Origin of the sequence: Neisseria viridiae (genome assembly GCF_962747995.1) — a bacterium.
GTDB classification, from domain to species: Bacteria; Pseudomonadota; Gammaproteobacteria; order Burkholderiales; family Neisseriaceae; genus Neisseria; species Neisseria viridiae.
This window is the reverse complement of the sequence record NZ_CAUJAJ010000001.1, coordinates 275,822-289,133: the sequence shown is the minus strand read 5'-3', so window position 1 is coordinate 289,133 and position 13,312 is coordinate 275,822. Positions and strand designations below refer to the sequence as shown.

At 54.7% G+C, this 13,312-nt stretch carries 15 protein-coding genes; 4 read left to right on the top strand and 11 right to left on the bottom strand.

Translation table 11 applies throughout. The annotated features are described in order from the left end of the window. Positions 1–55: 55 nt before the first annotated feature. The 6 genes from mpl to Q9J79_RS01520 form a co-directional block, all read right to left on the bottom strand. Positions 56–1,432 carry a UDP-N-acetylmuramate:L-alanyl-gamma-D-glutamyl-meso-diaminopimelate ligase gene (gene mpl / locus Q9J79_RS01545; RefSeq protein ID WP_301911313.1) on the bottom strand — a complete coding sequence of 459 codons (1,377 nt, stop codon included), beginning with the start codon at positions 1,430–1,432 and terminating at the stop codon, positions 56–58. Positions 1,433–1,493: 61 nt separating this feature from the next. Further along, a complete protein-coding gene (locus Q9J79_RS01540) occupies positions 1,494–1,796 on the bottom strand; it encodes a DUF4124 domain-containing protein (RefSeq protein ID WP_301911314.1) in 303 nt (100 codons plus the stop codon). Between the two features lie 12 nt (positions 1,797–1,808). Then, entirely contained in the window at positions 1,809–2,006 is a 198-nt protein-coding gene (locus Q9J79_RS01535) for a hypothetical protein (protein ID WP_025458387.1), read from the bottom strand. 9 nt (positions 2,007–2,015) lie between these two features. Further along, positions 2,016–2,801 (bottom strand): TrmH family RNA methyltransferase, encoded by a 786-nt coding sequence (locus Q9J79_RS01530; RefSeq protein ID WP_301911315.1) that lies wholly within the window; start codon positions 2,799–2,801, stop codon positions 2,016–2,018. Positions 2,802–2,874: 73 nt separating this feature from the next. After that, the gene (gene tilS / locus Q9J79_RS01525; RefSeq protein ID WP_301911316.1) at positions 2,875–4,185 is read right to left on the bottom strand and encodes a tRNA lysidine(34) synthetase TilS; all 1,311 of its coding nucleotides are present in this window, start codon (positions 4,183–4,185) and stop codon (positions 2,875–2,877) included. Positions 4,186–4,252: 67 nt separating this feature from the next. Next, positions 4,253–5,212, bottom strand: coding sequence for an acetyl-CoA carboxylase carboxyltransferase subunit alpha (locus tag Q9J79_RS01520; protein ID WP_301669842.1), 960 nt, complete (start codon positions 5,210–5,212; stop codon positions 4,253–4,255). Between the two features lie 208 nt (positions 5,213–5,420). On the opposite strand from Q9J79_RS01520, the gene Q9J79_RS01515 reads away from it, so the two are divergent. Further along, positions 5,421–5,822, top strand: coding sequence for an RNA-binding S4 domain-containing protein (locus tag Q9J79_RS01515; protein WP_301911317.1), 402 nt, complete (start codon positions 5,421–5,423; stop codon positions 5,820–5,822). A gap of 67 nt (positions 5,823–5,889) precedes the next feature. Here the strand turns inward: Q9J79_RS01515 and iscX are convergent, their stop codons facing one another. After that, a complete protein-coding gene (gene iscX / locus Q9J79_RS01510) occupies positions 5,890–6,087 on the bottom strand; it encodes a Fe-S cluster assembly protein IscX (protein ID WP_002248850.1) in 198 nt (65 codons plus the stop codon). Positions 6,088–6,284: 197 nt separating this feature from the next. Between iscX and Q9J79_RS01505 the strand changes: the two genes are divergently transcribed. Beyond that, complete coding sequence (locus tag Q9J79_RS01505; protein ID WP_301911318.1) at positions 6,285–6,872, top strand: amino acid permease; 588 nt, start codon at positions 6,285–6,287, stop codon at positions 6,870–6,872. A gap of 182 nt (positions 6,873–7,054) precedes the next feature. Here Q9J79_RS01505 and fdx read toward each other — a convergent pair whose 3' ends face one another. From fdx to hscA, 4 genes are all read right to left on the bottom strand, one after another. Next, positions 7,055–7,396 (bottom strand): ISC system 2Fe-2S type ferredoxin, encoded by a 342-nt coding sequence (fdx, locus tag Q9J79_RS01500; protein WP_002213569.1) that lies wholly within the window; start codon positions 7,394–7,396, stop codon positions 7,055–7,057. 55 nt (positions 7,397–7,451) lie between these two features. Further along, positions 7,452–8,213, bottom strand: a complete 762-nt coding sequence (locus tag Q9J79_RS01495; RefSeq protein WP_301911319.1) for a DUF2314 domain-containing protein — start codon at positions 8,211–8,213, stop codon at positions 7,452–7,454. 35 nt (positions 8,214–8,248) lie between these two features. Continuing rightward, positions 8,249–8,905, bottom strand: coding sequence for a GIY-YIG nuclease family protein (locus Q9J79_RS01490; protein ID WP_301911376.1), 657 nt, complete (start codon positions 8,903–8,905; stop codon positions 8,249–8,251). A gap of 76 nt (positions 8,906–8,981) precedes the next feature. Further along, positions 8,982–10,844 carry a Fe-S protein assembly chaperone HscA gene (gene hscA / locus Q9J79_RS01485; protein ID WP_301911377.1) on the bottom strand — a complete coding sequence of 621 codons (1,863 nt, stop codon included), beginning with the start codon at positions 10,842–10,844 and terminating at the stop codon, positions 8,982–8,984. Positions 10,845–11,014: 170 nt separating this feature from the next. On the opposite strand from hscA, the gene hpnD reads away from it, so the two are divergent. Continuing rightward, on the top strand, positions 11,015–11,887 hold the full coding sequence (gene hpnD, locus Q9J79_RS01480) for a presqualene diphosphate synthase HpnD (RefSeq protein WP_301911320.1): 873 nt from the start codon (positions 11,015–11,017) through the stop codon (positions 11,885–11,887). Between the two features lie 73 nt (positions 11,888–11,960). Next, positions 11,961–13,274, top strand: a complete 1,314-nt coding sequence (gene hpnE / locus Q9J79_RS01475) for a hydroxysqualene dehydroxylase HpnE (RefSeq protein ID WP_301911321.1) — start codon at positions 11,961–11,963, stop codon at positions 13,272–13,274. Positions 13,275–13,312: the final 38 nt, after the last annotated feature.

Below are 13,312 nucleotides of genomic sequence, written 5' to 3'. Positions count from 1 at the left end.
GTGCCGCGCAGGTGGAAAATGCCGTCTGAAGGGCTTTCAGACGGCATCGCCCAAACTATTTTAAAGCGTCCAGCAGCTTTCCGTGTATTCCGCCGAAACCGCCGTTGCTCATCACCAAAATATGGTCCCCGGTTCGGGCGTTTTTCACGATTTCGGCAACAAAGGCATCGAAATCCTTGCCGACGTGCAGCCTGCCGCCCAAAGGTGCGAGGGCTTCGTCAACGTCCCAGTCCACGCCGCCGGCGTAGCAGAACACTTGGTCGGCTTCTTTAAGGCTTACAGGCAGGGCGGACTTCATCGTGCCCAGCTTCATCGTGTTGGAACGCGGTTCGAGGACGGCGAGGATACGCGCGCCGCCGATACGTTGGCGCAAACCTTGAATCGTGGTTTCGATGGCGGTCGGGTGGTGGGCGAAGTCGTCGTAAACGGTGATGCCGTTTGCCGTGCCTTTGATTTCCATACGGCGTTTGACGTTTTTAAACGCGCCCAAGGCTTCGCAGGCCGTCCGAATATCAACGCCGGCGTGACGCGCGGCGGCGATGACGGCAAGTGCGTTCATACGGTTGTGCCTGCCCATCAAATCCCATTTGACGCGTCCGGCGGTTTTGCCGTCAAGCAACACGTCGAACGAGCCGTCGGCATTGGCTTCGCCGGCCTGCCAGCCGTGTTCCATGCCGAATTTCTCCACCGGCGTCCAGCAGCCTTTGTCCAAAGTGTCTTGCAGGCTTTGTTGTTGTCCGTTGCAGACGATGAGGCCTTCAGACGGCACGGTGCGCACGAGATGGTGGAACTGGGTCTGTATCGCGCCCAAATCGGCGAAGATGTCGGCGTGGTCAAATTCCAGATTGTTCAACACGGCGGTACGCGGACGGTAATGCACGAATTTAGAACGTTTGTCGAAAAAGGCGGTGTCGTATTCGTCGGCTTCGATGACGAAAAACGGCGATTGGCTGTTCGGGTCTTGACGCGGCGTTTGCGGCAGGCGGGCGGAAACGCTGAAGTTTTCCGGTACGCCGCCGATGAGGAAGCCCGGCGCGAGTCCGGCATATTCCAAGACCCATGCGAGCATGGACGCAGTGGTCGTTTTGCCGTGCGTCCCCGCCACGCCAAGTACCCAATGATGGTGCAGCACGTTTTCAGCCAGCCATTGCGGGCCGGAAATATAAGGCAGCCCTTTGTTCAAAATTGCCTCGACCACATCCATCCCGCGCCTGGCGACATTGCCGATAACGTAAACGTCAGCTTGAAATTCCTCCAACTGCGCCGCATCGAAGCCTTCGTGTACGCCTATGCCCAAGGCTTCGAGCTGGGTGCTCATCGGCGGATACATCTTCGCGTCGCAACCGCTGACTTTAAAGCCCGCTTCTTTGGCAATGGTGGCAATCCCGCCCATAAACGTGCCGCCGATACCAATAATATGGATGTGTTTCATCAAAGTTCCCCAATCGTTCAAATTTTGCCGTCCGACAGCGCAAGGGCTGATTCGGCTTCAATCAGTGCGGCTTGATGCCGGCAGCCGAACCGTCTTTCTGTGCATTTCCTTTCGGATTTTGGACGTGTTCGTCCCTCACCGTGTCCGAATAATCGCCGACCCCTGCGTCTTCCGCCCTGTCTTTCACGGCAGGTCTGACCGAACTGTACACACGATCCCGCCCCAAACCCGCGTTGGTACAATGTTTTCCCGGAGTTTGGCTGTAACTGACCTTACCGTTTTGACGGCATTCATACACTGCCGCAGATGCCGTCTGAACCGCCACAGCCAGCATCAGCCCCGCAATCATTTTAGATGTTCTCATATCAAGACTCCTTCAAAACCATTTCCACCACATCCAAGCCAAAACCGCCGCCGCCACGGCATTAGACAATAAGATGAGTTTCCACTGTCCCGCCTTATGCGGCACAGCCCTTCTCGGCTTCAAAACGCCGCCATAAAAAAACGGCGACAGCAGCATAGAAGCGATACATAAGAAAATCAATACGCCGTAATAGATTTTTTCAGACGGCATTTCTTTTCCTCAATACGCCGCCCGCTGCCGCATCTGCTCGAACAGGCAGATTGTCGCCGCCATCGCGACATTTAAAGACTCGGTTGCATCGTGCATCGGTATCCTGACGCACTTGTCCGCCCTGTCCAAAACCGCTTTGCCGACACCCGCGCCTTCGTTGCCGAACACCCAGGCTGTCGGTTCGCGCAAATCTTCGTTATACAGAACCGCCTGTTTTTCCTCACGCAAGGCGGTGGCAAACACACGGTCTTCATAACGCGCCAACCATATTTCCAAATCCGCCTGCGGATAAATCTCCGACAAGAAATGCGCGCCCATACCTGCGCGTAATACCTTGGGCGACCAAACATCCGCTGAACCCCTGCCCAAGACGACCGTACCTACCCCTGCCGCCGCCGCACTCCGTAAGACGGTGCCGACATTGCCCGGATCTTGTACGCCGTCCAAAACCACACAGTCGCCTTTGTCCGGCAAGGTTCCGCCCAATGGGATGTCAATCAGCGCAAGCACATCATCCGCACAAGTCAAGCTGCTGATTTTTTTCAATATGCCGTCTGAAACGGAAAAAATCCTGTCTTCCGGCAAAACCGCCGTCAATTTACGGACTTCTTCAGACGGCATTTTAGCTTCGGGAATATATACCCCGACCGGTTTTCTGCCGGATTGCAGGAAAACCTGAAGCAGGTGCACGCCCTCCAAAACGGTTTGGGCATACTGCCGCCTGAACTTTCCTTGCGACAACAGGCGGTGCAGGTGTCTGATGTGTTCATTATTGGTCGAACTGATGTGTTTCACTTCACAAGCCTTTTAGAAATATGCAACCGGACAATACCCGACTGAACGCCGCCGAAATCTGTTTGCGATATTATCAAAATAAAATGGGAAAGTCAGGATGGACGGGCAAAATGCCGTCTGAAACCGAGATTTGAAAATCCGCACAACAGTTTGCCAACGCCAATGGACGGTTTCCGCTGTCGGCAACAAGCGGCCAGATTGGGCGCAGGGCAGGCAAAACCCGTTTCCCCTGAAGGATTTTTTTCACATTTTTCTGGATGCCGCCCACGGTCAACGTATCCGATGCCGCTACCGTCCTCAAAATCCCGTCCTGTTCCAAAAGATGTCCGGGAAGCCCGAACGGATGGCGTTTTAAAACAAATCCCTGATCCGTCAATATTTCCCTTAAATTTCCGCTTACCTGCCTGTCTTTCAAAAACCGTAATTTATCCGTTTTTTCCAATCGGAACACAAACAGCCTGTCCGCATAATGATACAGCTCAAAACCGGACAGCGTCCATTGGCCTGTCTTCGCCTCCGTCAAAACGCGGGCAATGTCGGCAAGGGCATTCTGATTCGGCACGGTGATGCCGTTTTCCTTCAGAAAATGCCGCAAAATATGGGTTTTCCGGCGCGGGGAAAATGCCTGCCAACGCACCGTATCGAAACTGCCTTCCTCACAGACCCAACGGCAGTCCTGAACGACGACCTCGTCCAACAAAGCCAAATCTTCCTGCAAAGCGCGGACATTGTTCAGCACATGCCGCCCGAAATGGGGAATCTGCGCCGAGAGTTCGGGCAAAATACGGTGTCGGAAGCGGTTTCGCAAATAAGCCGTATCGCTATTGCTTTCGTCCTCGATATTCGGCAAACCGTGTTTTTTTGCATAATCCTGCACATCTTGCCGTGAAAAAGGCAGCAAGGGCCGCCAGATGATGCCGTTTTCCCCAAAAGGACGGACGGCGGGCATAGCCGCCAAAGCGCGCAAACCGCCGCCGCGCGCGACTGCCAGCATAAAGGTTTCGATTTGATCGTCCCTGTGGTGCGCCAACGCCAAAACATCAAAGCCTTTTTCGGCAAACGCTGCATACCGCTTTTGCCGCGCCGCCGCCTCGATGCCCAAACCGTTTTTTTCCACGCAGACCTTAACCGTTTCCAGCCCCACCCCGAGCATATCGCAATAGTTTTGGCAGAAATCCGCCCAATCGTCGGCACGGGGGCTCAAGCCGTGATGGATATGCAATGCCTCCGGCACAAATCCTGCCCGTTTCCCGGCACAAACCAGCAGATGCAGTAAAACGACGGAATCCAATCCGCCGCTTAATGCCACTGCTGTTTTTTTTCCATTCAGACCTTGAGGAAAACAATCCTTCAAGCATTGCTCAAACGCATCTAAAGTCAGCACGGCTCCGTCCCGATAAAGAAAAAGCAAGCAGTTTCAGACAAACTGCTTGCTGCTTGTTCTACCCGAATTATTGTTCCGAAAATTTGCCGTAAGCCATAATGCGGTCGAAACGGCGTGAAAGCAAATCGGCGAGCGGCATACTTTGCGCTTCGTGCAGTTGTTTTTCCAAAACGGTTTTCACGTTTTTCATGGTTTGCCCGAAATCCCGATGCGCGCCGCCCAATGGTTCTTTGATGACGGTATCGACCAAGTCCAGCTTTTGCAGGCGGTCGGCAGTAATGCCCAAAGCCTGTGCCGCATCAGCCGCTTTTTCGGCGGTTTTCCACAAAATAGACGCGCAGCCTTCGGGGGAAATAACGGAATAGGTCGAATATTGCAGCATATTGACGTAATCGCCTACGGCAACCGCCAATGCGCCGCCCGAACCGCCTTCGCCGATGACGGTACACAAAACGGGAACGCGCAGGCGCGTCAGTTCGTACAGGTTTTTGCCGATGGCTTCCGACTGCCCGCGTTCTTCCGCGCCGATGCCCGGATACGCGCCCGGCGTATCGATAAAGGTCATGACAGGCAAGCCGAATTTTTCCGCCGTTTTCATCAGGCGCAAGGCTTTGCGGTAGCCTTCGGGACGGGGCATACCGAAGTTGCGGCGGATTTTTTCTTTGGTGTCGCGCCCTTTCTGATGCCCGATAACCATCACGCTTTGTCCGTTGAAACGCGCCAATCCGCCGACAATCGCATAATCGTCGGCAAAGTGGCGGTCGCCGTGCAGCTCTTCAAAATCGGTAAACAGCGCGTCAATGTAATCCAAAGTATAGGGACGCTGCGGATGCCGGGAAACCTGTGAAATTTGGGCGGGTGTGAGTTTGCTGAAAATCGATTTGGTCAGGTCGTTGCTTTTTTTCTGCAAACGGTGTATTTCGTCCGAAATATCGACGGCAGACTCGTCTTGGACGAAACGCAGCTCATCGATTTTGTTGGTCAGTTCGGCTATGGGTTGTTCAAAATCCAAAAAAACAGGTTTCATAAAATGAAGCTCTCATCAACAGATTCTGCCGTTATCATACGCTATTTGCGCATATTACGCAGTTAATTTATTGCCGCAGACCGTTTCCCGCCCCCTATTTTTTATATTCGGGAGAATGGGAAACAAAGGATTAGTGTATATACACTAGTTATAAAGCTGCGTATCTTATGCTAAACTCAAAACAAATTCAATTGCTTCAAAAATCATAATGAAAGACAACAATGATTCTTCCGCCATACGACTGGACAAATGGCTGTGGGCTGCACGCTTTTTCAAAACCAGGTCGTTGGCACAAAAACACATCGAACTGGGCAGGGTTCAGGTAAACGGTTCAAAGGTTAAAAACAGCAAATCCGTCGGCATCGGCGATATTATCGAGCTGACGCTCAATTCCCTACCCTATAAGATTGAAGTTAAAGGTTTAAACAATCAACGCCGTCCGGCATCGGAGGCGCGTTGCCTTTATGAAGAAGACCAGGCAACGGCAGACTTGAGGGAAAAACGCAGGCAGCTCGACGAATTCAGCCGTATCAGCCACGCGTATCCCGACGGCAGGCCGACCAAGCGCGACCGCCGCCAACTGGACAGGCTGAAAAAAGGAGACTGGTAAAACCGTTCCCGCTGCAAACAGAAGTACGAACCGCGTACCGCCGTATTTCAGACGGCATTGCCGAAACTTATTCTGCCTCGTCTATCCATGCCTGCTGCACAGCCTCGAGGATGCGTTCGCCGCAACGGGCGGGATCGTCGTCAAATTCGGGCAATGCCATAATCAGGTCGCGCAGTTGGGTAAAGCGCACGGTTTTTGGATCGATGGTTTCGCCGTGCAGGTCGTAGAGTTCTTCGGCGATGCGCCGGGTGTCGGTCCATTTCATATGAATTTCCTTTTATCGTCCGGCATTGAAGCCGTGTAGAATATGTTTCGGCAAAACTGCCGCCCTTTGAGGATGGCTGAATGTTTCAACTCGCCGGACACCACCCTATGTGTCCTAATCTGGGAGGAGTTGCCCCTCCCAAACAAATCTGATTCTACCGCCCCGAAGAGCGGGGTTTCAACCGACAAGGAAGATTGATGAACAATCCGTTGGTCGCAAAATTGTCCAAACTGGTTTATACCGCTTCCGACCATCCCGACTCCCTGTCGGAGATGGAGGAGTTTGACCGTCTGATTCTGCTGATACGCAAACTGTATCAAATATTGGACGGACAACATACCCTCTACAGAGTAACGGTTTGCCTTCACTACCGGAACAGGCGCGGTCTGATTGCCTTGGATAAAGCGGCTTCCGGTTGCGATGCGGCAATGTTGCGCGCCCGGCGTTGGCGCATCTACACGCAGATTGCGGAACGCCTTTCCGGGTCGGGCGGCGGCTTCACGGTTACGACAGAAAGCGTGTCCGCCGCCTGCCCCGAGCTTGAAGGACGCTATCTCGACCTTGTCCGCCGCGCCGCCGTCTCTTTCGGTTTCGCGCAAGGATGGGAAAATCCGGCAGGCGGACAGGAAGAAACGCAAGCCGTCTCGGATGCCGCATCGGGTCGTTCCGTCAAAAAACCAATCAAAATCAATATAGAAGCGAAAGTGGAACGCTATCCGGCATACCGCCCGACCGCCGCCCTGAAAGTAACCCGCCGGCGGTTTTTCCGGCTGCAAAACCGGTAAATACCCGTGCATCGCGTCCGAGTAATCCGTCTCGGATGCCGCACCTGCCCGTTCCGTCAGAAAACCGATAAAAATCATATAGAATCGAAAGTTCCGCCTGTACGAACGCCTGTTTTCGGGCGATTGCGCCTTATCCGCGCAACAATGCCGTCTGAAGCGCGCCGGCTTCAGACGGCCTGTTCTCAGTGTTCTTCGCGCGCGTGGTTGATGGTGTATTTGGGGATTTCCACAATCAAATCTTCGCCGGCGACAACCGCCTGACAACTCAGGCGCGAATCGGCTTCCAAACCCCAAGCCTGATCGAGCAGGTCCTCTTCCAATTCGGTCGGCTCTTCCAAACTGTCAAAACCTTTGCGGATGATGACGTGGCAGGTGGTGCAGGCGCAGGATTTTTCGCAGGCGTGATCGACTTCGATGTCGTGGTCGAGCAGCACATCAAGGACGGTTTTGCCTTCGGGCGCGTTATCGATGACTGCACCCTCGGGACATAATGTTGCGTGTGGAAGTACGGTGATTTTGGGCATTTTTATTGTCTTTCTGTAAAAAGTGGTTGTGTCCGTTTTTCAGAAAACTGTCTGCCTAATGTCGCGGTTCGAGCAGGTCGGCAACATTTTGCCAGCCCGTCAGGCGGGCAAAATCGAGGGCGGTATAGCCTTCCGATGTCTTTGAGGCAGGATTTGCGCCGTATTCAAGCATGGCTTGAACCATAAGTGCATTTCCTGCGATGGCTTCATGATGAAGCGGCGTATAGCCGTCTTCGTCCTGCTCATGCAGAAAATCCGGATTTTGGGACAACTGTTGCCGAAAATCGTCAATACAGTTCCGGCACATCGGATGCTCTTCCAGATTTTCGGGGTGTTCTTTTTCTTCATACACCAGCAATATCTGTCTGGGATCGCCGAAATCGATTCCCCATGTGGCATCGTGTTCTGCGCACTCCTCTTCCGTCATCTGTCCGCGCATTGCCTGTATGGTAAAGCCGCCGTAGGGGATGCCGTTGCACACGAACATCCAGTCGCTGATGTCGTCAACCGGAACGCAAACGCTTTCGCCTTGTTCGACATTGGTCAGTTCGCCGGGTTCATTGTTCAGCACACCGTAAATATAAAGACCGTCAAAATAAATATCGTCGATCCACATATGTTCGCAAATTTCGCCGTCTTCGCCGTCTTGGAAAAAAGGGACTTTGACCATAGCAAAATCCAGGGCGGGAATAATGCGTCGGCGTTCCCAAAAAAGCTCGCGCCAAAAGTATTTGAATGTTTTACGGGCGCGTTCGCCGGCACGGTTTACCGGTTCGTCTGCCTGTTCTACATAATAAATGACGGAATCGCCCATCATACTGCTCCTCAACGTGTACGGTATCTGTTTGCACCTTACTGCGGTTTTCTGCCTTCGGCATCCGATTCGGATTTGAAAAATTCCAAATATTCGGAATAGGCTTTTTCCAAATCCGCCCGCGAAAAACAGGTGTAAATATGGATGCCGTCTGCAATTTCGTCGGTCAGCCTCGTGCCGCTTTTGCCGAAATATGCTTCTTTAAAAAGGCGGATTTTCGATTTTCTCGGCTTGTAGGATGCCGCGCCCGCCAAAAGCCGGGGCAGCGCGTAAGGGTATTCCCGGTGTCCGCGCCGTACAAAATCAAGCAGTTGTTTGCGGCCGGATACGGCATTCCCTTCCTGCCGGCGTTCGTGGACGCTTTTTTCAAATTCCGATTCCGCCGTTTCGTTTTTCGGGAACACGATTTCGCCGCGAAGCGATAAAAACAAACGTTTTACAAGATTCTCGTCCACGGCGAACAATTCGGTATCGCCTATCCTGCTTTTACTGAAAATTTCATGGAGCAGGTTTTCTTTTTCTTTGTAATTGTCGGTTTTGACGGCGAGGATGCGCTCCAATCCGGCAACGTTCGCATAGCCGTTGTTTTCCAAATGGCGCATTCTGCCTTCAAAATTGCTTACGTCCGAAATGCCGATTTTATACACGCCCTTGATGACGGCCTTCATCAGATAGACAATGCCTGACTTTTCCATATCGATGTTTTTCAAGTGTTTTCGAGCCTTCAGACGGCATCAGGTTATATCTATGCCGTCTGAAACCGTTTAAGTATCAAATATTATCGACACTCTGGCCTGTCAGCGCGCGTTGGATGTTGCGGTTCATGCGTTTGGCGGCGAAATTGTCGGTGATGCTGCCGAGTTTGGCGGCGGCGGCACGGATGTCTTCGGCTTTTCCGTCTTTCAGACGGCCTTGCAAATCGGCGATGCCTTGCCGAATCTGTTGCAATTCTTCGGCTTCCAGCAAATCGCTGTCCAACTCGAGGGCGGCGTTGACGGCATCGGTCAGGCTTTCGGCTTCGACCACGGCTTCGGCGCGGGCGCGGGCCGCCATATCTTCGGCGGCGTTGTCCATACTGTCTTTAAGCATTCGGGTAATCGCGCCGTCGTCCAGGCCGTAGGAAGGTTTGACTTCGATTTGCGCGTGTACGCCGGTGCTTTGTTCTTGGGCGGAAACGGACAGCAGCCCGTCCGCATCGATTTGGAAGGTTACGCGGATACGCGCCGCACCCGCCGCCATAGGCGGAATGCCGCGCAAGGTAAATTTGGCAAGGCTGCGGCAGTCGGCAACCAGTTCGCGCTCGCCTTGTACGACGTGTATCGTCATCGCGGTTTGACCGTCTTTGAAGGTGGTAAAGTCCTGCGCGCGCGCAGTGGGGATGGTGGAATTGCGCGGGATGATTTTTTCCGCCAAGCCGCCGTAGGTTTCCAAACCGAGCGACAAGGGCGTAACGTCCAGCAGCAGCCATTCGCCGTCGGCTTTGTTGCCTGCGAGGACGTTTGCCTGTATGGCTGCGCCGAGCGCGACAACTTCGTCGGGGTTGAGGTTGTTCAGCGGGGTTTGTCCGAAAAAGGTGGCGACTGCCTGCTGGACGTGCAGCATACGGGTCGAACCGCCGACCATAATCACGCCTTTGACTTCGTTTTTACCGACACCGGCATCTTTCAACGCCTGTTTGACCGGTTCGAGCGTTTTCATCACCAAATGCTGCGTCAGGTTGTGGAACTCGGCGCGACTGATGCTTGTGTCGATTGCCATGCCGTCTGAAAACGTCGCCTGAATACGTGCTTCGGTTTGCGTGGTCAATTGTTCTTTGGCGGCGCGGACAAGGGAAAGCAGGAGTTGGCTGTCTTGTTCGTTGAGTTGGGAGAGCCCGTTTTGTTCGAGCAGGTAGCAGAACAAACGATGGTCGAAATCGTCGCCTCCCAACGCGCTGTTGCCGCCGGTGGCTTTGACTTCAAACAGCCCTTTGGTCAGTTGCAATACGGATACGTCGAATGTGCCGCCCCCTAAGTCGTACACGACAAACGTGCCTTCTGAGGCGTTGTCCAGCCCGTAGGCGATTGCGGCGGCGGTGGGTTCGTTGAGCAGTCGCAATACGTTCAAACCGGCCAGACGCGCGGCATCTTTGGTGGCTTGGCGTTGGGCATCATCGAAATAGGCGGGAACGGTAATAACAGCACCAACCAAATCGCCGCCCAAGGTTTCTTCGGCGCGCAATTTAAGGGTTTTGAGGATTTCCGCCGACACTTCGACAGGCGTTTTCACCCCCTGCCGCGTATGTAGTTCGATAATGCGTTGATTGTCGCCGAAACGGTAAGGCAGGTAATGCGTATTTTGATGCAGATCGGCAAGCGTCCGTCCGATAAGGCGTTTGGCGGAGCTGACGGTATTCAGCGGGTCGGATTTTTGCGCGGACAGGGCGGTTTTGCCGACTTCAATGCCGCCGTTTTCCAGATAGCGGACGACGGAAGGCAGGGTAACGCACCCGTCGGCATCGGGCAGGCAGGCGGCACTGCCGCTGCGGACGGTGGCGACTAGGCTGTTGGTCGTACCCAAATCGATGCCTGCCGCCAAACGGTGCCGGTGCGGGGCGGCGGACATACCCGGTTCTGAAATCTGCAAAAGAGCCATAAATTCTGCCTGTCGGTGCGGTGTATAAAGGAAGGAAGTCGGCATTTTAACAGAATTTGCGCCGATAGTTGAGCAAACCGCTAAGGATTGGGCCGTGCCGCCGAAATTGCCCTCTGCCGCCAAATGCCGATAAAATCCGCCTTTCCCGCCCATCATTAGGAATATAAATCGTGAAAGGACTCGACTATTGCCGTCAAAAAGCAGAAGAAAGCCGCTCCAGTTTTTTATCGGGCTTCCGTTTCCTGCCGCAGGAAAAACGGGATGCGGTAACGGTTTTATATGCCTTTTGCCGCGAATTGGACGATGTGGTTGACGAATGTTCCAACCCCGATGTTGCACAGGCAACATTGAACTGGTGGCGCGGCGATTTAGACAAGGTGTTCGGCGGCGAGATGCCGGAACACCCCGTCAATCAGGCCTTGCAGCAGGTTAAGGAAACCTTCAATCTGCCGAAATATGAATTGGAAGCCTTAATCGACGGGATGCAGATGGATTTGGTTCGGGCGCGTTACGGCTGTTTTGAAGAATTGAAACTGTATTGCCGCCGTGTTGCAGGCGTGGTCGGCTGCCTGATTGCGCGGATTTTGGGGTTTTCAGACGGCAAAACGCTGGAATACGCCGACAAAATGGGGCTTGCGCTGCAACTGACCAACATCATCCGCGATGTCGGCGAAGATGCGCGCAACGGCAGGATTTACCTGCCGATGGAGGAAATGCGGCGGTTTGACGTACCCGCAAGCGTGATTTTGCAATGCAGCCCGACGGACAATTTTGCCGAATTGATGGCGTTCCAAATCAAACGCGCCCGCGAAACCTACCGCGAAGCCGTATCGCTGCTGCCTGATGCCGACAAAAAAGCCCAAAAAGTCGGACTGGTTATGGCGGCGGTTTATTACGCGCTTTTAAACGAAATCGACCGAGACGGCGCGCAAAACGTCCTCAAATACAAAATCGCCCTCCCTTCGCCGCGCAAAAAACGCATTGCCCTGAAGACTTGGTTATTCGGATTCAAACCGCGCCCCGGCACGCCGGAACGGGCATAAGGCGCATACCGCCCTTCAGGAAAACCCAACCCCCGCCGCCCCGAAAACGGGGTCTCAACCATTGGAGGAATAAATGATGAACACGCCGCATCCGCGCCCGAAAATCGCCGTCATCGGCGCAGGCTGGGCCGGCTTGTCCGCCGCCGTTACCTTGGCGCGGCACGCCGACATTACCCTGTTTGAAGCCGGCAGGCAGGCGGGCGGCAGGGCGCGCACACTGGCCGGAAATACCGACGGTTTCGGTTTTTTGGACAACGGGCAGCACATTTTGCTCGGCACATACCGGGGCGTGTTGCGCCTGATGAAAACCATCGGTTCAGATCCCCGTGCCGCCTTTTTGCGCGTACCGCTGCACTGGCATATGCACGGCGGTTTGCAGTTCCGCGCCCTCCCCCTGCCCGCACCGCTGCATATTTTGGGCGGCGTGCTGCTTGCCCGGCGTGCACCGACTGCATTCAAAGCCAAACTGCTTGCCGATATGTCCGATTTGCAGAAGTCCGCACGCCTCGGACAGCCCGACACGACAGTGGCGCAATGGCTGAAACAGCGGAACGTGCCGCGTGCCGCCGTGATGCAGTTTTGGCAGCCCTTGGTTTGGGGCGCGCTCAACACGCCTTTGGAAACCGCAAGCCTGCGCGTGTTGTGCAACGTTTTGTCCGACGGCGTGCTGACGAAAAAATCCGGCAGCGACTATCTCCTACCCAAGCAGGATTTGGGCGCAATCGTCGCCGAACCCGCCTTGGCGGAGCTTCAACGGCTCGGCGCGGACATCCGCCTCGAAACGCGCGTATGCCGTCTGAACACCCTCCCGGACGGGAAAGTGCTCGTCAACGGCGAAGCTTTCGATGCCGCCGTCCCCGCCACCGCGCCCTACCACGCCGCCGCGCTCCTGCCCGAAGGCACGCCCGAACACCTTCAGACGGCATATCAAAACCTTCGCTATCACGCCATCACCACCGTCTATCTGCGCTACGCCGAACCCGTCCGCCTGTCCGCCCCGCTGACCGGCCTTGCCGACGGCACGGCACAATGGCTGCTTTGCCGGGGCAGGCTCGGCTTGCCGGAAAACGAAGTCTCCGCCGTCATCAGCGTTTCCGACCGCGTCGGCGCGTTTGCAAACCGGGCGTGGGCGGACAAAGTCCACTCCGACCTCAAACGCATCCTTCCGCATTTGGGCGAACCCGAAGCCGTGCGCGTCATCACCGAAAAACGCGCCACAACCGCAGCCGATGCCCCGCCGCCGGATTTGTCGTGGCTGCACCGGCACCGCATCTTCCCCGCCGGCGACTACCTCCACCCATACTACCCCGCCACGCTCGAAGCCGCCGTACAATCAGGTTTCGCGTCGGCGGAAGCCTGCCTGCAAAGCCTGAACGATGCCGTCTGAAAACGTCGGCCGGCATCGGGACGCTTTACAAGGTGCTG

Coding starts and splice junctions, on each gene's coding strand:
- Q9J79_RS01540 (WP_301911314.1), bottom strand. CDS start 1,796: ATGAGAACATCTAAAATGATTGCGGGGCTGATGCTGGCTGTGGCGGTT.
- mpl (WP_301911313.1), bottom strand. CDS start 1,432: ATGAAACACATCCATATTATTGGTATCGGCGGCACGTTTATGGGCGGG.
- hpnE (WP_301911321.1), top strand. CDS start 11,961: ATGATGAACACGCCGCATCCGCGCCCGAAAATCGCCGTCATCGGCGCA.
- Q9J79_RS01535 (WP_025458387.1), bottom strand. CDS start 2,006: ATGCCGTCTGAAAAAATCTATTACGGCGTATTGATTTTCTTATGTATC.
- fdx (WP_002213569.1), bottom strand. CDS start 7,396: ATGCCCAAAATCACCGTACTTCCACACGCAACATTATGTCCCGAGGGT.
- Q9J79_RS01515 (WP_301911317.1), top strand. CDS start 5,421: ATGAAAGACAACAATGATTCTTCCGCCATACGACTGGACAAATGGCTG.
- hscA (WP_301911377.1), bottom strand. CDS start 10,844: ATGGCTCTTTTGCAGATTTCAGAACCGGGTATGTCCGCCGCCCCGCAC.
- Q9J79_RS01520 (WP_301669842.1), bottom strand. CDS start 5,212: ATGAAACCTGTTTTTTTGGATTTTGAACAACCCATAGCCGAACTGACC.
- iscX (WP_002248850.1), bottom strand. CDS start 6,087: ATGAAATGGACCGACACCCGGCGCATCGCCGAAGAACTCTACGACCTG.
- Q9J79_RS01495 (WP_301911319.1), bottom strand. CDS start 8,213: ATGATGGGCGATTCCGTCATTTATTATGTAGAACAGGCAGACGAACCG.
- Q9J79_RS01490 (WP_301911376.1), bottom strand. CDS start 8,905: ATGGAAAAGTCAGGCATTGTCTATCTGATGAAGGCCGTCATCAAGGGC.
- Q9J79_RS01505 (WP_301911318.1), top strand. CDS start 6,285: ATGAACAATCCGTTGGTCGCAAAATTGTCCAAACTGGTTTATACCGCT.